Below are 17,766 nucleotides of genomic sequence, written 5' to 3' on the forward strand. Positions count from 1 at the left end.
AAGTCGGGTGGGTCAATCTATCCTAAGGATGAAGCGACCGGCGGAAGGTTTCGGGCAGGAAGAGTAGCCCGATGACCAGGGTTATCACCGCGACGATCACCGGATACCACAGGCCATAATAGATATTGCCTGTCGCGGCGACCATCGCGAACGCCGTCGTCGGCAGGAAGCCGCCGAACCAGCCATTGCCGATGTGATAGGGCAGCGACATCGCGGTGTAGCGGATGCGGCTGGGAAACAGTTCGACCAGCAGCGCCGCGATCGGACCGTAAACCATCGTCACGAGCAGCACGAGGTAGAAGAGAATCGCAACGACCAGCGGCTTGTTCATCGCATCGAGATCGGCCTTGGCAGGATAGCCCGCAGCGGCGGTCGCGGCGGAAAGCTCCTTGCGGAACGCTTCGGCCGCGGCGGCGCGGTCTTCCTCTGCGAGCCGCCAAGGCTCAGGCGCGACGAGCACACGATTGCCGACCCAAACGTCTGCGGCCTCGCCGGTGCGACGCGGGCGCGTCACGCTGGTGTAGCTGACGCCAGCCTTGGCGAGCGCCGACTTGGCGATATCGCAGCCGGTGCTTTCGAATTTTTCCTTGCCGATCGGATCGAACTGGAACGCGCAGGCGCCGGGGTCGGCGTTGACCTTTACCGCAGCGGTCGCCTGCGCCTTTGCCATCGCGGGATTGGCGGCTTCGGTCAGCATATGGAACGCCGGGAAATAGGTGATCGCGGCGAGCGCGCAGCCCGCGAGGATGATCGGCTTGCGTCCGATCTTGTCGCTGAGCCAGCCGAAGAAGATGAAGAAAGGCGTACCGAGCGCGAGCGCAATGGCGATCAGGATGTTCGCGGTCGCGCCATCGACCTTCAGCGTCTTTTCGAGAAAGAAGAGCGCATAGAATTGCCCCGAGTACCAGACCACCGCCTGCCCCGCGACCGCCCCGAAGAGCGCGACGACGACCCATTTCAGGTTTTCCCAGCGACCGAATGCCTCGGTCAGCGGAGCTTTGGAGGTCGTGCCCTCCTCCTTCATCTGCTTGAAGACCGGGCTTTCCTCGAGCTGGAGGCGGATCCACAGCGACACGCCGAGCAGAATGACCGAGATCAGGAAGGGAATACGCCAGCCCCAGTCGGCGAAGGCTGCCTCGCCCATTGCCGAGCGAATGACGATCACGACGCCGAGCGCCGCGAACAGCCCGAGCGTCGCGGTTGTCTGGATAAAGCTGGTGAAGAGGCCGCGTTTGCCGTCGGGGGCATGTTCGGCGACATAAGTGGCGGCGCCGCCATATTCACCGCCGAGCGCGAGCCCCTGAACGAGGCGCAGCAGCACAAGCAGGATCGGCGCCGCAACCCCGATCGAGGTATAGCTGGGCAGCACGCCGACGAGGAAGGTCGAGGCGCCCATCAGGCCCATGGTGACCAGAAAGGTGTTCTTGCGCCCGACGAGATCGCCGATGCGCCCGAAGACGAGCGCACCGAATGGCCTTACGGCAAAACCCGCGGCAAAGGCCGCGAGTGCGAAAATGAAACCGGTGGTTTCGTTGACGCCCGAAAAAAATTGCGCCGAGATGATCGTCGCGAGCAAGCCGTAGAGGTAGAAGTCATACCATTCGAACACCGTGCCAAGCGACGAGGCCAGGATGACCTTTCGTTCGCTCTGCCGGGCATCGACCGTAACTGCTGCTCCGCCTTCGGCCATCCTTCACCCCTCTCATACGCCCCGCCATTTTGCCGGGCTTTTGTTTGAGCGAGGAATAGCGAAGCTGGCTTGCACCGAGCTTTCGTCCCCCTCTCAAAGAGAGGGGGAACCTAGCGGCGCGGTTGCTCGCGTCAACCGACGCGCTTCACCGCACCCTTATGCGCTCCGACGCTTTTGTTGCGCGGGCGAAAACGGCGCTTGCGCTGACCTTCGGCGCCTTCGCCGGCGGGCGCATTGTCGCGGCGCGGACCGCGATCGCCGCGCGGCTTGTTGCCGTCGCGGCCGCGCAGCGCGTCTTCGCGCTGGCGCTGCGGGTTGCGGCCCTGGCTGCCAGTGTCGCGCGGCGGCTGAGCCGGCTTTGGCAGGTTACGCACCAGCTCGTTGAAATTCTCCGGCAGCGGCATCGGCTCGGACTTGCTCCGCGTCACGCGCTCGATGTCGCGCATATAGGGACGCTCATCGGGCGCGATGAAGCTGATCGCCTTGCCCTCGGCGCCGGCGCGCGCGGTGCGGCCGATGCGGTGGACATATTGTTCGGGAACGTTCGGGATCTCGAAGTTGATCACATGGCTGACGCCCGATACGTCGATGCCGCGTGCGGCGATGTCGGTCGCGACGAGCAGCTTGATGTCGCCCGAACGGAACGCCTGCAGCGCGTGGGTGCGCTGCGACTGGCTCTTGTTGCCATGGATCGCCATCGCCTTGATGCCTGCACCCGCGAGATGGCGCACGACGCGGTCGGCGCCATGCTTGGTGCGGGTAAAGATCAATGCGCGGTCGATATCTTCGCTGGCGATGACCGAGTGCAGCAGCGCCTGCTTTTCCTTCTGTTCGACGAAGGTCGAATATTGGCTGATCTTTTCGACCGTGGTCGCCGCGGGGGTGACCGACACGGTGACCGGATCTTCGAGGAACTGTTCGGCCAGATGCGCAATCTCCTTCGGCATCGTCGCCGAGAAGAAGAGGTTCTGGCGGCGCGAAGGCAGCAGCTTGGCGATGCGGCGCAGCGAGTGGATGAAGCCCATGTCCATCATCTGGTCGGCTTCGTCGAGGACGAAGATTTCGACGTCGTCGAGACGCAGGGCGCGCTGGTCGATCAGGTCGAGTAGACGGCCGGGAGTGGCGACGAGAATGTCGACGCCGCCCGAAAGGTCACGGATCTGCTTGTTGATCGGTACGCCGCCAAAGACGGTCGAGACGCTGAGCTTGGTAAAGCGGCCATAGTCGCGGCAGCTCTGCGCGATCTGCGCAGCAAGTTCGCGCGTCGGCGCGAGAACGAGCATGCGGCAGCTCCGCGGATTGGCGCGGTGCGGATAGGTCAGGAGGTGATGGATCGAGGGCAGCGAGAAGCCGGCGGTCTTGCCGGTACCGGTCTGCGCGATGCCGCACAGGTCGCGGCCCTTCATCAGCGGCGGGATCGCCTGCGTCTGGATCGGGGTCGGCTGGGTATAATCCTTGGCGGCAAGCGCGCGATTAATGTCGGCGTGCAGGCCAAAGTCGTTAAAAGTCGTCATAAGATACTCACATAGGGCGACGCGCAGGCGCATCCGTTCGCATCGAACGGACGGCGCACGGCCGCGGGTTCGAAACGACCCGCGTGAAAGGGTGCCTCTGGGGACAAAGCGCTGGTCCGGCTCGTCCCGCGCCTGATTTGGACGGGAAAATCACGCTGCCGGTGGTTGCGGCGGGTGGCCCCGCCATGCTGCGCTGCACAATATATGGCATATGGCGCGCAGTTTTGCAAGCGCCGACAAGCTGCTTACCTATTCCGTTCGCCCTGAGCTTGTCGAAGGGCCGTTCTTTCTGCATCGTAGATGGAAGAAAAGGACGGTGCTTCGACAAGCTCAGCACGAACGGATGAGGGGATAGTGCTTTGACAGAGAAGATCATCGTCATCGACGAAGGCACGACGTCGACGCGAACGATGCTATTCGACGCCGACGGCACTCCGCTCGGCAGCGCGCAACGCGAAATCCGGCAGCATTATCCCGGTCCCGGACTTGTCGAACATGACGCCGCCGAAATCTGGGAGGCCACGCTCGCTTGCACACGCGAGATGATCGCACAGGCGGGCGGCGCCGATCATATCGCCGCGATCGGGATCACCAACCAGCGCGAGACGGTAGTATTCTGGGACCGCACGACTGGCGAGCCGCTCGCGCACGCAATGGTGTGGCAGGACCGGCGCTCGGCGGCGGATTGCGCGGCACTGAAAGAGGCGGGCCATGAGCCCATGGCACAAGCGAAGAGCGGCCTGCTGCTCGATCCCTATTTCTCGGGGACCAAGATCGGCTGGGCGCTGAAGCATTGGCCGCAGCTCAAGGAAGCTGGCGACCGGCTTGCCGTCGGGACGGTCGAATCCTACCTCATCTATCGGCTGACCGGCGGCGTACATGTCAGCGATGCAAGCAACGCATCGCGCACGCTGCTGATGGACATCAACGGTCAGGGCGGCTGGGACGAAGAACTCTGCGGCCTGCTCGGCGTACCGATGGGACTCCTTCCCGAAATCGCCGGCTGCACGACGCGCGTGGGCACGACCGATCCGACGCTGTTCGGTGGTGCCATCCCGATCTGCGGCATGGCGGGCGACCAGCAGGCGGCGACGATCGGCCAGGCATGCCTGTCGCCGGGACAGACGAAAGCGACCTTCGGCACCGGTGCCTTCATCCTGTCGGCGAGTGGAACGGCGCGGCCGCAATCGAAAAACCGACTGCTTGCGACGGTGCTGGTGCAGGAAGGCGACGTCCGCTCCTATGCGCTCGAAGGATCGGTATTCGTCGCCGGAAGCCTGATCAAATGGCTACGCGACGGCCTAGGCCTGCTCGCCAGCGCGAGCGAGAGCGAGGGCCTTGCACGGTCGGTCGCCGACAATGGCGGCGTCTATCTTGTCCCTGCCCTCACCGGGCTTGGCGCGCCGCACTGGCGCCCCGATGCCCTTGCCGCCCTGTCGGGGCTGAATTTTGCGACAACGAAGGCCCATGTCGCGCGCGCGGCGCTCGAAGCGCAGGCCTATCAGGCGCATGACCTGAAGTCGGCGTTCGCGGCCGACGGCGTCGACTGGGCCGAGGTTCGGATCGACGGCGGCATGGCGGCGAACGACTGGATGGCGCAGGATCTGGCCGACATGCTCGACATCGCGGTCGAGCGGCCCGATTTCGTCGAGAGCACTGCGCTTGGCGCCGCGATGCTCGCCGCGACCGGTGCGGGGCTCTATGCGGACCTCGCGAGCGCCGCCGGGGCGATGCGCGGCACCGCGACCCGCTTTACACCGGCGATCGAGGCCCAGAAACGCAAAACGCGCCTTGCCGGCTGGCAAAGCGCGCTTGCAAAAGTCCTGGGCTGACCCCCGCAATCGCGGAGGTTCGCACCATCAACGCTTGAGCGACAGACCGCCGAAACGCTTGTTGAACTTCGCGACCTGACCACCCGCATCGAGCAGACGTCCGGTGCCGCCGGTCCACGCCGGGTGCGCGGTGGGGTCGATTTCGAGCGTCATCGTGTCGCCCTCTTTGCCCCAGGTCGAGCGCGTCTGATATTCGGTGCCATCGGTCATCTTGACCGTGATCATGTGATAGTCGGGATGCGTATCTTTTTTCATGTCTCAAGCTCCTGTGCCGCTGGTTTCCGACCAGCCGCGTGAGTCGTTGCTTCCCCGTCCGGGGCCGCGAAGCGGCGTCCCCTAACGGCGAAAGCCTAAATTTGCAAGGGTTGGTTAGTTGCTCGGCGGATCGGCGATCATTGCGGTGAATTGGCATTCCGCAGCGAGTGCGCCGTTCAGCATCGCGTTGCCCTCGAACTTGCAGATATTCCGCTTTGCCTGGAGGATGGTGACGTGCAGGTCGAGCAGAACGCCGGGTTCCACGGGCTTGCGGAACTTCACCCCGTCGATACCCATGAAATAGACCAGCTTGCCCGAACCGCCAAGGCCGAGAGACTCAACCGCAAGGATGCCGCCCGCCTGCGCCAGCGCCTCGACGATGAGGACGCCGGGCATGATCGGCCGGCCGGGGAAATGGCCCTGGAAAAAGGGCTCGTTCATCGTCACCGCCTTGACCGCGTGGATCGAGGTGTCCTTCACCATCGATTCCACCCGGTCGACGAGCAGCATCGGATAACGATGCGGCAGCAGCGTCAGGATCCGGCGGATATCCACCGGACCCATTGCGCCGTCCGAAATTTCCCCGTCAGCCATCGATCTTAGCGGGTCGTCGGAGCGGTGCCCGTCGGCGCCGGAGCCGGCGTCGCGGGACGCGTGCCCTGGGCGGCGCGTGCCTGATCCATCAACTGCTGGTTGCGCTGCTGAACCAGCTGGCCGGGCTGATAGCCGGCCGGAACCGCAGTCGACACGGTCGGCAGGATGCGGTTGAGTTCGGCAACCACAGCGTCGGTGATGTCGACATTGTTTTCGCGCGCAATCACCGCTTCGGGATTGATCAGCAGGTCGACCTTTTTCGCGGTCATCGCCGCCTTGATCGCTTCGTTCATGCGAACGCTGATCTGATCCTCGACATAAGAAATGGCGAGGTCGACGGGCGCGCCGATCTGGCTGAGTTCAGTCTGCGCGGCCTGACGCTTGTCCTGAATGGCCTTACCTGCCGCCTGCGCCGCGGCCTGGTTAACCGGGGTTTTCTTCGCCTCTTCGTTATATTTGGCGATCAGGACGTTGATTTCAGCCTGCAGCGTCTGGCTGCGCGACTGCTGCTGGTCGATCTGCGCCTTGTACGTCGTTTCGATCTGCGTCGAGGCAGCCTGGAAAGCGTTCGAACGCGCGGCGGCGATGCGGACGTCGGCGACGGCGACGCCCTTTGCCTGCGCGATGGCGGGGGCCGACAGGATGGGCGAAACCGACAGCGTGGCCATCGCCAGCGCCGACGCGACAAGAATTTTCTTCATTAGAATTGGGTTCCTACATTGAATGAGAAGCGTTTGGTATCATCGCCCTCTTCTTTGCGAAGGGCGTAAGCGAAATCGATCCGGAACGGACCAAACGGAGAATTCCAGTTGACGCCGGCACCGATCGACACGCGCGGCATCCAAGTGTCGCCGAAGAAGCGTTCCTCGAACGGCGCGAGGTTAGACGTGAAGCCGTTCGCGGTGGCGCAAGTCGTATACTGACCCGACGGCGTACCGTCGCCATTCGGAGTATTGGTCGCGAAAACCTGCTGGCCGGTGTCGGGGTTACGGCACAGATTTTTTGTGAGCCCGTCGGCGGAGTCGAAGAAGTTTGCCAGCGTCGTCAACGCTGGCTTGCGTACGCTGAACACCGAACCGACATCGAGGAAGATCGACGGCCGCAGCCCCAGTTCCTTCGCGCCGGTCCCCAGCGGAATATCGAGTTCGAGCCGGCCCTGATAATAAGCGCGCCCACCGAGCGCGTCGTCGATCTGCCCCCGATCGCCATTGGCGTCCGTGACGACAATGGGGTTGGCAGGATCGCTATTGTTGACCGAATAACGAATGACGCGCGGACCGACGCCGCGAATGTCGAAGCCGCGCATCTGCGGTTCGCCGAGGAAGAAGCGATCGGTCAGGCGGACCTTGTCGCTCGTCGGCGTCGGACGGCTACCGAACGGATAGATATAGCCGCCTTCAGCCGAGAGATTGAGAATGAAGCGGCTGCCGAGATTGAAGTGCTTCGAACCCGAGAGGCGGGTGCGGACATATTTTACGCTGCCGCCGAGGCCCGCGAAATCCTGGCTGAGCGACAGCGACTGGCCGCGCGTCGGGCGCAGGCGGTTATCGCGGTCGTCATAGGCAAGCGTGTAGCCAAGCAGCGACGTCGTGCGGTTGCCGATCGCATCGCAAAGATAGCGGCCGGCCACGAGCGGATCGCACTCGTTGCCGAAATAATAGATCCCTTTGTCGAGCGTCACATCGTCGAAGTTGATGCTGTACCGCGCGAAGAATGACATGAACTCGGTCAGCGGCACGCCGGCGTTGATCTGCGCCCCGGTCGTAACCTGCTGGAAGGTCGTCCGGCGGTCATTGTTGATGAAGTTGAACGAGTTCAAATCGCGGCGATAGATGCTGCCACCCACCGAGATGTTGCGGTCGAACAGATAGGGCTCGGTGAAACCGAGTTCGATCGACTTTGAATAGCTCGAATAGTTGACCGACGCCTGGAGCTGCTGGCCGAGGCCGCGGAAGTTGCGCTGGCGGATCGACGCCTGGAGCAGGAAATTCTCGATCGACGAGAAACCGGCCGACAGCGACAGTTCGCCCGTCGGCTTTTCCTCGACATTGGTTTCGAGAATGATGCGGTCGGGCGTGGTGCCTTCCTTGCGCTCGATTTCCAGATTTTCCTGGAAATAGCCAAGGCTGTTGATGCGGCTTTCGGTGCGTTTGATGCCGAAGCTGTTGAACGCGTCGCCTTCGTTCAGACGGAATTCGCGGCGCACGACCTTGTCGTGGGTCAGCGTGTTGCCGTTGACGTCGATACGCTCGACGTAGGTACGCGGGCTTTCAGCGACGTTGAAAGTGATCGCCATCGTCCGCGTTTCGGGATCGCGGCGGAATTCGGGATTGATATCGGCAAAGGCATAGCCGAACAGGCCTGCGGTTTCGCTGAGGCTTTCGACCGTGTCCTCGACCAGCTTTGCATCATACCAGTCGCCGGTGTGCATCGGCAGCAGCTTTTTCAGCATTTCGGGCTGGAAGTCGCGGATTTCGCTCTTCACATCGACGTCGCTGAATTTGTAGCGCTCGCCTTCCTCGACCACATAGGTGATGATGAAGTCCTGCTTGTTGCTCGTCAGCTCCGCAACCGCCGAAATCACGCGGAAATCAGCGTAACCGTTGGAAAGGTAAAAGAGGCGCAGCTTTTGCTGGTCATAGGCCAGGCGATCGGGGTCGTAGCTGGTGTTCGACGACAGGATCGTCATCAGGCTCGACTGCTTCGTCGCCATCTCGCCCTTAAGCTCACCATCGCTGAACTTCTCGTTGCCGATGATGTTGATCTGGCGGACCTTCGATTTCGGTCCTTCGTTGATTTCGAAGACGACATCGACGCGGTTCTGGTCGAGCGAGACCATCTTGGGCTCGACCGTCGCGGCAAAGCGGCCCTGACGCTTGTAGAGTTCGATGATGCGCGCGACGTCCGCGCGGACTTTCGAACGCGTGAATATCTGGCGCGGCGCGAGCTTGATCTCGGGGCGGATCTTGTCTTCCTTCAGGCGCTTGTTGCCTTCAAGGATGACGCGGTTGATGACCGGATTTTCGGTAACCTGAATCTGCAGCGCGCCGGCGTTGTCGGTGATCTGGAAATCCTTGAACAACTCGGTCGCGGCAAGGTCCTTCAGCGCCTGGTCGAGCACCGAGCGGTCATATTGCTGACCGACGCGCAAACGCAGGTACGACAGGATCGTCTGCGCCTCGAGCCGCTGATTACCGACGACCGTGATCGACTTGACCGTCGTCGCAGCCGGAGCTGCTTCGGGTGCCGGAGCCGGTACGGTCGGCGGCGCGACTTCCTGCGCCATCACCGGCGTCGCCAGCATCGTACCTGCCATGAGGAGGGCCGACAGCTGTGTCCGCGCCGAGAGTTTGTGTGAAGCCACGCTGTTCATCCCGAAAAAATAACTCAAAAGCGACAAACCCGCCTGACCGCGGGTTCGCGCGCCACTCCCTGCCCCAGACTCGCTAGCCAATCAAGCGCGCGATCCCGTCCCACAAGCCCAATGAGCCCAAATCATTGAAAGTCACGACCAGCATCAGCGTAACGACCGCCGCAAAGCCGAATCGAAACGCCCATTCCTGGACCTGCGGCGGCGCTGGGCGCCGGCGGACCGCTTCATAGGCGAAGAAGAGCAAATGACCACCATCAAGCATGGGCAATGGCAAGAGATTGATGAACCCCAGATTGATGGAAATCAGGGCGATGAAGAATATCAGCGACGCGAGACCGAGCGTCGCAGCCTGCCCGGAAATCTCGGCAATCTTGACCGGTCCGTTCATGTCCTTGATCGACCGGCGCCCGGTCAGGAACTGGCCGAGCACCTCGCCCGTCTGCCGGACGATCTGCCAGGTCTGATGGAGCCCGACCGCGGGCGCCTCGATCAGCGAAACCGGCTGCAATTCCTGCGCGGGAGGCGCGAGGCCGAGGATCGCGCGCTCATATTCCTTGCCGAACGGGTCCTTATCCTTGACCAGTCGCGGGGTCAGTTCGACCGAACGCTCGCTTCCGCTACGCAGAATACGCACCTGCAACGCCTCGCCGGGGCGATGCGCAACCGCCATCGGGATGTCGCCAAAGGTCTCGATCGAACGGCCCTCGATCGACACGATCCGGTCGCCGATGCGCAGTCCCGCGGCATCCGCCGCCGATCCCGCCTCGATCCCGCCCGCGACGGGCGGGGTCACCGGCTTGCCGCCCATCCACGCGAACCCCGCGAGGATCAGGATCGCAAAGAGGAAATTGGTCACCGGGCCCGCCGCAACGATCAGCGAGCGCTTCCACACCGGCTGCGCGGGGAACGTGTGCGACTTTTCCTCGGTGGGTAAGGATTGCCAGTTCGCGTCGGGCTGGCTGACCGCGTCGCGGTCGCCCGCGAACTGGACATAGCCGCCGAGCGGCAGCCAGCCGATTTTCCATTCGGTGCCGCGCTTGTCGGTCCAGCCAAGAATCTTGCGTCCGAAACCGATCGAAAAGGCATCCGCCTTCACCCCACACCAGCGGCCGACAATATAATGCCCATATTCGTGCACGAACACGAGCGGCCCGAGTACGAGCAGGAAAGCGAGAACCGTGAAGGCGAAACCCGGGGTCTCAAGCATGTTCTAATTGGTCCACAAATTGTTGGGCAGCCGCCCGGGATGCCGCATCGACGCTGAATATGTCCTGAAGCGACGTGGGCACGGCGGGCGCTTCGGCGTCGATCACGCGGCGCACTGTGTCGACGATTGCGGGGAAGGAAATGCGTCCCGCGAGGAAAGCGGCGACCGCCACCTCGTTGGCGGCGTTGAGCTGTGCCGGACGTGCCCCGCCCTCCGCAATCGCGGCGCGGCAGAGCGCGGTCGCGGGAAAGCGAACTTCGTCGGGCGCCTCGAAATCGAGCCGTGCGATACTCGCAAGGTCCAGCGGCGCACATGGGGTAGCCATGCGTTGCGGCCAGGCAAGCGCGCTGCTGATCGGGATCCGCATGTCGGGCGAGCCGAGCTGCGCGAGCGTGGAGCAGTCGATATATTCGACGAGGCTGTGGATTACCGATTGGGGGTGGACGAGTATCTCGATCCGATCGAGCCCCACCGGGAACAGATGATGCGCCTCGATCAGTTCCAGGCCCTTGTTCATCATGGTGGCCGAATCGACGCTGATCTTGGCGCCCATCGACCAATTGGGGTGCGCAACGGCCTGTGCCGGGGTCACGCGCGCCATGTCTTCGGCACTCATCGTCCGAAAGGGGCCACCGCTTGCGGTCAGGATGATACGCCGCACCTGATCGATGCGCCCGCCCGCAAGGCACTGGAAGATCGCATTATGCTCGCTGTCGACGGGCAGGATCGTTGCGCCCGACTTGCGTGCCGCCGCAGTCATCAATTCGCCCGACGAAACGAGCGCTTCCTTGTTGGCAAGCGCGACATCGGTTCCGGCTTCAAGCGCGGCCATGGTCGGCGCGAGCCCGGCAGTTCCCACAATCGCGGCCATTACGAGGTCGGTCGGGCGCTGCGCCGCTTCAACGAGCGCTTCGGCGCCAGCAGCGATTTCGATGCCCGTACCGGCGAGTGCATCGCGGAGTTCGCCATAACGGTCTTCGTCGGCGATCACCGCGATGTCGGGGCGGAACTCCTTTGCAAGCTTGGCCAGTTCCGCGACGTCGCTATGGGCTGTCAGCACCCCCATCTGCCAAGCCTCGCCATCGCGCCGCACAAGATCGAGGGTCGATTGCCCGACCGATCCCGTCGCGCCGAACAGCGAAAGGCGGCGCATCATATCAGGCCGCCGCCCGCACGGCGATCTGGCCCGCGAAAGCGAGCAGTCCGAGCAGAAGCGCAACCGGCAGCACGCCATCGACGCGGTCGAAGAGGCCGCCATGCCCGGGGATCAGCCTACCCGAATCCTTGACGCCCGCGCGGCGCTTCATCCAGCTTTCGCCAAGGTCGCCGAGTTGCGCGAGCAGTCCCATGAACAGGCCGATCCACAGCGGAACGCCGATGATGCCAGCACGGTCGCCGATCGTTGCGCTGGCAATGAGCGCCGCGACCATGCCGCCGATCAGCCCCGACCAGGTCTTCGACGGGCTGATTTTCGGCGCTAGGCGTGCGCCGCCAAAGGAGCGACCGGCGAAATAGGCGCCGATATCGGTTGCCCACACCATGCCGAACACCCAGAGCGCGGCCGTCATGCCGAGCGCATCGCGAATGAACCATAGTCCCGCCATGGCGCCGAGGACGAGGAGAGGACCGAGGATATTGAATCCGATCCTGGCACCCCCGCCAAGCGTCATCGCCTTTACGAGTTGGAACCATTCGACGAGGACGAGCGCGCCGCCGACGAGCAGCAGCAAGCCGAATGCGAGGCCGCCGAACCAGAGCGCGGCGCCCGCGATCACGAACAGGACGAGCGCCGATCCGATCCGTACCCAAAGATCCGATTTAACCGCTGCCGCCATGCCCTAAAGTCCCCCGTAACGGCGGTCGCGCCGCGCAAATTGGTCGAGCGCTGCCTTGAGATCGGCCGGTTTGAAGTCCGGCCACAAGGTATCGGTGAAATAGAGTTCTGCATAGGCCGACTGCCAGAGCAGGAAATTCGAGAGCCGCACCTCGCCCGACGTTCGGATGAGCAGGTCGAGCGGCGGCATGTCGGCTGTATCGAGATGCGCGGCAATCGCTTCCTCGGTGATCGCGCCTTCCGCGGCGGCGGCCGTGGCGGCGCGGACCAGTTCGTCCTGTGCGCCATAGTTGAGCGCAACGGCGAGCGTCGTGCGCTTGTTGCCCGCCGTGCGTTCGAGCGCATTCTCGATCAGTTTGACGACATCGGGCGCAAGCGCGCGCCAGTTGCCGATCACCTTCAGCTTCACGTCGTTCGCGGCGAATTCGTCGAGGTCGGACAGGATGAAGCGCTTCATCAGCCCCATCAGGTCGCTGACCTCTTCCTCGGGCCGCTTCCAGTTCTCCGACGAGAAGGCGTACAGCGTCATCGCCTCGATGCCGAGGTCGCCCGCCGCGCGGACGATCGTGCGCACCGCCTCGACCCCGGCCTTGTGCCCGGCGACGCGCGGCAGAAAGCGCTTCTTGGCCCAGCGGCCATTGCCGTCCATGATGATAGCGACATGGCGTGCGCCGTGATCGGGAACAGTCACAGGCAGAACCTAAAAGCCCGCTCGCCCTGAGCTTGTCGAAGGACCGTTCTTTCTTTCAGAAGAAAAGGACGGGGCTTCGACAGGCTCAGCCCGAACAGAAGAGAGGTAAGCGCGGATAAGCACTAGCCCAGGATTTCCTTTTCCTTGGCGGTCGCGGCAGCGTCGATTTCGGCGATCGTCGCGTCGGTCAGCTTCTGGACCTCGGTCTCCGAACGCTTGCGATCGTCCTCGCTGATTTCCTTCTTATTCTCGTCGGCTTTCAGATTGTCCATGCCATCGCGGCGAACGTTGCGGACCGCGACGCGCGCCTTTTCGGCGTATTGGCCCGCGAGCTTGGACAGTTCCTTGCGGCGTTCCTGCGTCATTTCGGGGATCGGCAGGCGCAGCACCTGACCGTCGACGATCGGATTGAGGCCAAGCCCCGCCGAGCGGATCGCTTTGTCGACCGGGCCGACGTTCGACTTGTCCCACACCTGCACCGACAACATGCGCGGTTCGGGCGCGCTGACCGAGGCGACCTGGTTCAGCGGCATGTGGCTGCCATAGACCTCGACCGTCACCGGATCGAGCAGCGCGGTGTGCGCGCGGCCGGTACGCAGGCCCGAAAGGTCGCTCTTCAGCGATTCGACCGCGCCGTGCATGCGGCGTTCGAGGTCGGCCTTGTCATATTTCGCCATCTGTCTTTCCTCTCTTGATTTGGTCAGGCCGCGTCGCCGGGCGTAATTTCGTTAATCGGCATCGCCGACGACGGTCGAAACACCCTCGCCCGCCAGCACGCGTGCCAGATTGCCTGGCTCGCGAATATTGAACACCACGATCGGGATATGATTGTCGCGGCAGAGCGCCACCGCGCTCGCGTCCATCACCTTCAGATTGTCGGCGAGTACGCGGTCATAGCTCAGCGTGTCGTATCGGACCGCGCTCGCATCCTTCTTGGGATCGGCGTTGTAAACGCCGTCGACGCTGGTGCCCTTGAGCAGCGCATCGCACTTCATTTCGGCGGCACGGAGCGCGGCACCGCTGTCGGTCGTAAAATAGGGAGCGCCGACGCCGGCGGCGAAAATCACTACGCGGCCCTTTTCCATATGACGCTCGGCGCGGCGGCGGATCACCGGCTCGCACACCTTGTCCATCTCGATCGCCGACTGGACGCGCGTTTCGACGCCGAGCTGCTCGAGCGCATTCTGCATCGCGAGCGCATTCATCACGGTCGCCAGCATGCCCATATAGTCGGCCTGCGCGCGGTCCATGCCCTTCGCGGCGCCCGCCATGCCGCGGAAGATATTGCCGCCGCCGATGACGAGGCAGATTTCGAGGCCGCGATCCTTGGCTTCCTTAACCTCGGCCGCCATGCTCGCGACGGTTTCGGGGTCGATGCCGAAGGGACTGGAGCCCATCAGCGCCTCGCCCGACAATTTCAGCAGGATGCGTTTCATGCCGGGCAATGCCATGGGGGAACCTCTTGCAAACTCAATATATGCGAATGGCGCGCACCCTAGAGCGGGCACGCGCCATTGCCAAGCGGACTACCGCGACGAACGCAGCAATCCGGATCTTCTTTTATCAGACGCCAGCGACGGCCGCGACTTCCGCCGCGAAATCGCTTTCTTCCTTCTCGATGCCTTCACCGAGCTGGAAGCGGACGAAGCTCTTGAGCGTGATCGTCGCGCCGACATCCTTGCCGGCTGCGGCAACGACTTCGGCGACCGGCGTCTTGCCGTCCATCACGAAGAGCTGCGACAGGAGCGCGTTTTCCTTGCGGAACTTCGCGATCGCACCGTCGACCATCTTCGACACGATTTCGGCGGGCTTGCCCGACTGAGCAGCCTTTTCTTCGGCGATCGCGCGTTCGCGGGCAACCATGTCGGCGTCAAGATCATCGCCGTTCAGCGCCAGCGGGTTCGCAGCAGCGACGTGCATCGCGAGCTGCTTGCCGAGCGGTTCGAGAACGTCGGCGCCAGCGGTCGATTCGAGCGCGACGAGCACGCCGATCTTGCCCATGCCGGGCGCGGCGGCGTTGTGGACATAGCCCGTGACGACGCCCGAGTTCACCGAGACGATCACCGAACGGCGCAGCGACTGGTTTTCACCGATCGTCGCGATGTTGCTGGTCAGCTTTTCCGCGACCGTGCCGCCCGACGGGTAAGCAGCAGCGCCGAGCGCTTCGATGTCCGAGATGTTGCCGGCGAGCGCGACCTGCGTCACGTCGCGGACGAATTCCTGGAACTGCTCGTTCTTGCCGACGAAGTCGGTTTCGCTGTTCACTTCGACCATCGCACCGCGGGTGCCGTCGGTGGCGACGCCAACGAGGCCTTCGGCGGCAACGCGGCCAGCCTTTTTGGCGGCGGCGGCGAGGCCCTTTGTACGGAGCCAGTCGATCGACGCTTCGATGTCACCGTTGTTTTCGGCGAGCGCCTTTTTGCAGTCCATCATGCCTGCGCCCGTGCGGTCGCGCAGTTCCTTGACGAGAGCGGCCGTAATTTCAGCCATGGGATAATCCTTTCAAAAGGGGCGAGCCCATCTGGCCCGCGAGACGCCCGCGCGCATGGCGGGGCGATAAGTCAAAGGGATGACAGGGACAGCGTGGGCGTTACCCGCACTGTCCCGTCATACCCGAGCGTTATGCGTCGCTCTGACGTTCGGTTTCGGCAGCAGCTTCGGCCGGGACCTGTTCGTCCTCGGTCACCGGAGCGGCGGCTTCTTCGGCCAGAACGGGCTCAGCGGTCGGCTCGACAGCGGCGCCAAGATCTTCGCCGCGGTTTGCACGGGCCTGCTGACCACCACGCGTCGCTGCCTGGGCAACGGCATCGCAATAGAGGCGGATGGCGCGCGCGGCGTCATCGTTCGCGGGAACCGGGAACGCGATGCCGTCGGGCGAGACGTTCGAATCGAGGATCGCGACGACGGGGATGCCAAGAACGTTGGCTTCCTTGATCGCCAGCTCTTCCTTGTTCGCGTCGATCACGAACATCACGTCGGGAATGCCGCCCATGTCGCGGATGCCGCCCAGGCTCAGTTCGAGCTTGTCGCGTTCGCGCGTCTTGTTGAGCACTTCCTTCTTGGTGAGGCCCGAGGTGTCGCCCGAAAGCTGCTCTTCGAGCGTCTTGAGGCGCTTGATCGAACCCGAGATCGTCTTCCAGTTGGTGAGCATGCCGCCCAGCCAGCGGTGGTTGACGAAGTGCTGACCCGAAGCGCGGGCCGCATCGGCGATCGCACCCTGCGCCTGGCGCTTGGTGCCGACGAACAGCACCTTGCCGCCAGCGGCCGAGGTCGAGGCGATGAAGTCGAGGGCGCGCGCGAAGAGCGGCACGGTCTGCGACAGGTCAAGAATGTGGATGCCGTTGCGCGCGCCGAAGATGTACGGCTTCATGCGCGGATTCCAACGGTGGGTCTGGTGGCCGAAGTGGGCGCCAGCTTCGATAAGATTCTGCATCGTGACGACAGGTGCCGCCATAGTCTTTCTCCTTCCGGTTGGTCCTCTGGAAAGCAAGAACCGAAGATCCGCAAGCGGACGATCCGGCACCGGTTTATGTGCGCCTTCCATGTGGAATGGGCGGGCCGTTAGCCGCCTTGGCCGTCAAAAGCAAGGGGCGCGCGCCCCTTTTCGCGTTCAACCGATGGCACACGCCGGACTCGGTTCGGCGACAAAGCGACTCCGTTCGTCGCAAAATGCTTGAGAACAAAACGAGAACATGGAACGAAAAGCCCCACGAAACCGTCGCTGGTTAACAAAAGGTTTCGCACATAGAAGCCGAAAGGACAAGATCATGGTTCAGGTCGCAGCCGCTCTCCTCTTCGCCCTCGCCGCCGGCCTCGGCGTGACGGTGATCCTGGCCATGCTCAAGAATAACGAGAATGCGATTCTCTCGGCGCTGATCGGCGAAGGCGCCTTCCCTGCCGAAATGGCACCGCAGTCGGGTCCGCTACCGCAAAAGATCACGCTGCGCCGCTCGCCGGCGCGCCGCGATGCTCCGCGTCCGGTACGCGCAGCCACCCGCATGCAGCCGGCGCTCAGCCGCGCCGCTTGACCTTCGCATAGCTTGCGATGCCGAAAGGCAGCATCGTCAGATAAAGCGCGCAAACCGCAAGCAATGTGTGCCAGGGCGCCGTGACAAGCGCTGCGCCGAGCAGGCCGACGCCAGCCAGCGCGAACAGGCGCCACGATCGGCGAAGCCGGATCGATGACCAGCTATAGGTCGGAATCGCCGAAATCATCAGCATCGCGATGGCAAGCGCCCAGGGCATCACGACATACCATTCACGGAACAGGTCGTTGCCCGTCACCAACCACAGATAGACGGGGACGAACGACAGCCCCGCCCCAGCGGGCGCCGGGATGCCGGTCATGAAGCCCGCCGATTTGTGCGGCTGGAAATCGGCATCCATACGCGAATTGAAGCGCGCGAGACGCAGCGCGCAGCAAACCGCGAGCGCCAGCGCGGCGGTCCAGCCGAATTTGGGAGCATTGGCAAGCGACCAGAGGAACAGGATCATCGCCGGGGCAACACCGAACGCGATCACGTCGGACAGCGAATCGAGTTCGGCGCCGAACTTGCTTTGCGCACGGAGCAGCCGCGCGATGCGCCCGTCCATGCCGTCGAGCACGCCGGCAACGATGATCATCGTCACCGCCGCAGTCCATTCGCCTCCGATCGCAAAGCGTACCCCGGTAAGCCCCGAACAGAGCGCAAGGATCGTGATCGCATTGGGCGCGAAGGCGCGCAGACTGAGCCCGGCGATACGACGCCCCGCGGCGTCAGGCACGATATGATCCTC

Annotated in this window: 17 protein-coding genes; 2 read left to right on the forward strand and 15 right to left on the reverse strand. The window is 63.4% G+C overall.

Features of this window, described 5'->3' with window-relative positions:
• Window positions 1–22: 22 nt before the first annotated feature.
• Both KEC45_RS13120 and KEC45_RS13125 read right to left on the reverse strand, forming a co-directional pair.
• Window positions 23–1,690, reverse strand: coding sequence for an MFS transporter (locus KEC45_RS13120; RefSeq protein ID WP_062178488.1), 1,668 nt, complete (start codon window positions 1,688–1,690; stop codon window positions 23–25).
• Between the two features lie 131 nt (window positions 1,691–1,821).
• Entirely contained in the window at window positions 1,822–3,204 is a 1,383-nt protein-coding gene (locus tag KEC45_RS13125) for a DEAD/DEAH box helicase (RefSeq protein ID WP_062178485.1), read from the reverse strand.
• A 359-nt stretch (window positions 3,205–3,563) separates the two neighbouring features.
• Between KEC45_RS13125 and KEC45_RS13130 the strand changes: the two genes are divergently transcribed.
• Window positions 3,564–5,036 (forward strand): glycerol kinase, encoded by a 1,473-nt coding sequence (locus KEC45_RS13130; protein WP_062178482.1) that lies wholly within the window; start codon window positions 3,564–3,566, stop codon window positions 5,034–5,036.
• A 27-nt stretch (window positions 5,037–5,063) separates the two neighbouring features.
• Here the strand turns inward: KEC45_RS13130 and rpmE are convergent, their stop codons facing one another.
• The 12 genes from rpmE to rpsB form a co-directional block, all read right to left on the reverse strand.
• Window positions 5,064–5,291, reverse strand: a complete 228-nt coding sequence (gene rpmE, locus KEC45_RS13135; RefSeq protein ID WP_062178479.1) for a 50S ribosomal protein L31 — start codon at window positions 5,289–5,291, stop codon at window positions 5,064–5,066.
• A 114-nt stretch (window positions 5,292–5,405) separates the two neighbouring features.
• Window positions 5,406–5,885: a 3-hydroxyacyl-ACP dehydratase FabZ gene (gene fabZ, locus KEC45_RS13140; RefSeq protein WP_062178476.1), complete on the reverse strand. Its 480-nt coding sequence runs from the start codon at window positions 5,883–5,885 to the stop codon at window positions 5,406–5,408.
• A gap of 5 nt (window positions 5,886–5,890) precedes the next feature.
• Complete coding sequence (locus KEC45_RS13145) at window positions 5,891–6,586, reverse strand: OmpH family outer membrane protein (protein ID WP_062178473.1); 696 nt, start codon at window positions 6,584–6,586, stop codon at window positions 5,891–5,893.
• Entirely contained in the window at window positions 6,586–9,258 is a 2,673-nt protein-coding gene (bamA, locus tag KEC45_RS13150) for an outer membrane protein assembly factor BamA (RefSeq protein WP_252172037.1), read from the reverse strand. The genes KEC45_RS13145 and bamA overlap by 1 nt, the downstream gene beginning before the upstream one ends.
• 73 nt (window positions 9,259–9,331) lie before the next feature.
• Window positions 9,332–10,465 carry an RIP metalloprotease RseP gene (rseP, locus tag KEC45_RS13155; protein ID WP_062178468.1) on the reverse strand — a complete coding sequence of 378 codons (1,134 nt, stop codon included), beginning with the start codon at window positions 10,463–10,465 and terminating at the stop codon, window positions 9,332–9,334.
• Complete coding sequence (locus KEC45_RS13160) at window positions 10,458–11,618, reverse strand: 1-deoxy-D-xylulose-5-phosphate reductoisomerase (protein WP_062183601.1); 1,161 nt, start codon at window positions 11,616–11,618, stop codon at window positions 10,458–10,460. Before KEC45_RS13160 ends, rseP begins: the two co-directional genes overlap by 8 nt.
• A 4-nt stretch (window positions 11,619–11,622) precedes the next feature.
• Entirely contained in the window at window positions 11,623–12,300 is a 678-nt protein-coding gene (locus tag KEC45_RS13165) for a phosphatidate cytidylyltransferase (protein WP_062178467.1), read from the reverse strand.
• A gap of 3 nt (window positions 12,301–12,303) precedes the next feature.
• On the reverse strand, window positions 12,304–12,948 hold the full coding sequence (uppS, locus tag KEC45_RS13170; RefSeq protein WP_062178464.1) for a polyprenyl diphosphate synthase: 645 nt from the start codon (window positions 12,946–12,948) through the stop codon (window positions 12,304–12,306).
• 164 nt (window positions 12,949–13,112) lie between these two features.
• Window positions 13,113–13,667, reverse strand: coding sequence for a ribosome recycling factor (gene frr, locus KEC45_RS13175; protein WP_062178461.1), 555 nt, complete (start codon window positions 13,665–13,667; stop codon window positions 13,113–13,115).
• A 51-nt stretch (window positions 13,668–13,718) separates the two neighbouring features.
• Complete coding sequence (gene pyrH, locus KEC45_RS13180) at window positions 13,719–14,441, reverse strand: UMP kinase (RefSeq protein ID WP_062178459.1); 723 nt, start codon at window positions 14,439–14,441, stop codon at window positions 13,719–13,721.
• Window positions 14,442–14,553: 112 nt separating this feature from the next.
• Window positions 14,554–15,480, reverse strand: coding sequence for a translation elongation factor Ts (gene tsf / locus KEC45_RS13185; protein WP_062178456.1), 927 nt, complete (start codon window positions 15,478–15,480; stop codon window positions 14,554–14,556).
• Between the two features lie 130 nt (window positions 15,481–15,610).
• Complete coding sequence (rpsB, locus tag KEC45_RS13190; RefSeq protein ID WP_062178453.1) at window positions 15,611–16,444, reverse strand: 30S ribosomal protein S2; 834 nt, start codon at window positions 16,442–16,444, stop codon at window positions 15,611–15,613.
• Window positions 16,445–16,757: 313 nt separating this feature from the next.
• Here rpsB and KEC45_RS13195 point away from each other — a divergent pair, with 313 nt between their 5' ends.
• Entirely contained in the window at window positions 16,758–17,018 is a 261-nt protein-coding gene (locus KEC45_RS13195; protein ID WP_062178451.1) for a hypothetical protein, read from the forward strand.
• Here the strand turns inward: KEC45_RS13195 and KEC45_RS13200 are convergent.
• Window positions 17,002–17,754 carry a phosphatidylcholine/phosphatidylserine synthase gene (locus KEC45_RS13200; RefSeq protein WP_238586581.1) on the reverse strand — a complete coding sequence of 251 codons (753 nt, stop codon included), beginning with the start codon at window positions 17,752–17,754 and terminating at the stop codon, window positions 17,002–17,004. The two genes, KEC45_RS13195 and KEC45_RS13200, sit on opposite strands and share 17 nt — an antisense overlap.
• Between the last annotated feature and the right edge of the window lie 12 nt (window positions 17,755–17,766).

Origin of the sequence: Sphingopyxis sp. USTB-05 (assembly GCF_023822045.1) — a bacterium.
In the GTDB taxonomy this organism is placed as follows: domain Bacteria; phylum Pseudomonadota; class Alphaproteobacteria; order Sphingomonadales; family Sphingomonadaceae; genus Sphingopyxis.

Excerpts from the sequence above, each read along its gene's own strand:
- KEC45_RS13120 (WP_062178488.1), bottom strand. The coding sequence starts at position 1,690 with ATGGCCGAAGGCGGAGCAGCAGTTACGGTCGATGCCCGGCAGAGCGAA.
- KEC45_RS13125 (WP_062178485.1), bottom strand. The coding sequence starts at position 3,204 with ATGACGACTTTTAACGACTTTGGCCTGCACGCCGACATTAATCGCGCG.
- rpmE (WP_062178479.1), bottom strand. The coding sequence starts at position 5,291 with ATGAAAAAAGATACGCATCCCGACTATCACATGATCACGGTCAAGATG.
- fabZ (WP_062178476.1), bottom strand. The coding sequence starts at position 5,885 with ATGGCTGACGGGGAAATTTCGGACGGCGCAATGGGTCCGGTGGATATC.
- KEC45_RS13145 (WP_062178473.1), bottom strand. The coding sequence starts at position 6,586 with ATGAAGAAAATTCTTGTCGCGTCGGCGCTGGCGATGGCCACGCTGTCG.
- bamA (WP_252172037.1), bottom strand. The coding sequence starts at position 9,258 with ATGAACAGCGTGGCTTCACACAAACTCTCGGCGCGGACACAGCTGTCG.
- rseP (WP_062178468.1), bottom strand. The coding sequence starts at position 10,465 with ATGCTTGAGACCCCGGGTTTCGCCTTCACGGTTCTCGCTTTCCTGCTC.
- KEC45_RS13160 (WP_062183601.1), bottom strand. The coding sequence starts at position 11,618 with ATGCGCCGCCTTTCGCTGTTCGGCGCGACGGGATCGGTCGGGCAATCG.
- KEC45_RS13165 (WP_062178467.1), bottom strand. The coding sequence starts at position 12,300 with ATGGCGGCAGCGGTTAAATCGGATCTTTGGGTACGGATCGGATCGGCG.
- uppS (WP_062178464.1), bottom strand. The coding sequence starts at position 12,948 with ATGGACGGCAATGGCCGCTGGGCCAAGAAGCGCTTTCTGCCGCGCGTC.
- frr (WP_062178461.1), bottom strand. The coding sequence starts at position 13,667 with ATGGCGAAATATGACAAGGCCGACCTCGAACGCCGCATGCACGGCGCG.
- pyrH (WP_062178459.1), bottom strand. The coding sequence starts at position 14,441 with ATGGCATTGCCCGGCATGAAACGCATCCTGCTGAAATTGTCGGGCGAG.
- tsf (WP_062178456.1), bottom strand. The coding sequence starts at position 15,480 with ATGGCTGAAATTACGGCCGCTCTCGTCAAGGAACTGCGCGACCGCACG.
- rpsB (WP_062178453.1), bottom strand. The coding sequence starts at position 16,444 with ATGGCGGCACCTGTCGTCACGATGCAGAATCTTATCGAAGCTGGCGCC.
- KEC45_RS13195 (WP_062178451.1), top strand. The coding sequence starts at position 16,758 with ATGGTTCAGGTCGCAGCCGCTCTCCTCTTCGCCCTCGCCGCCGGCCTC.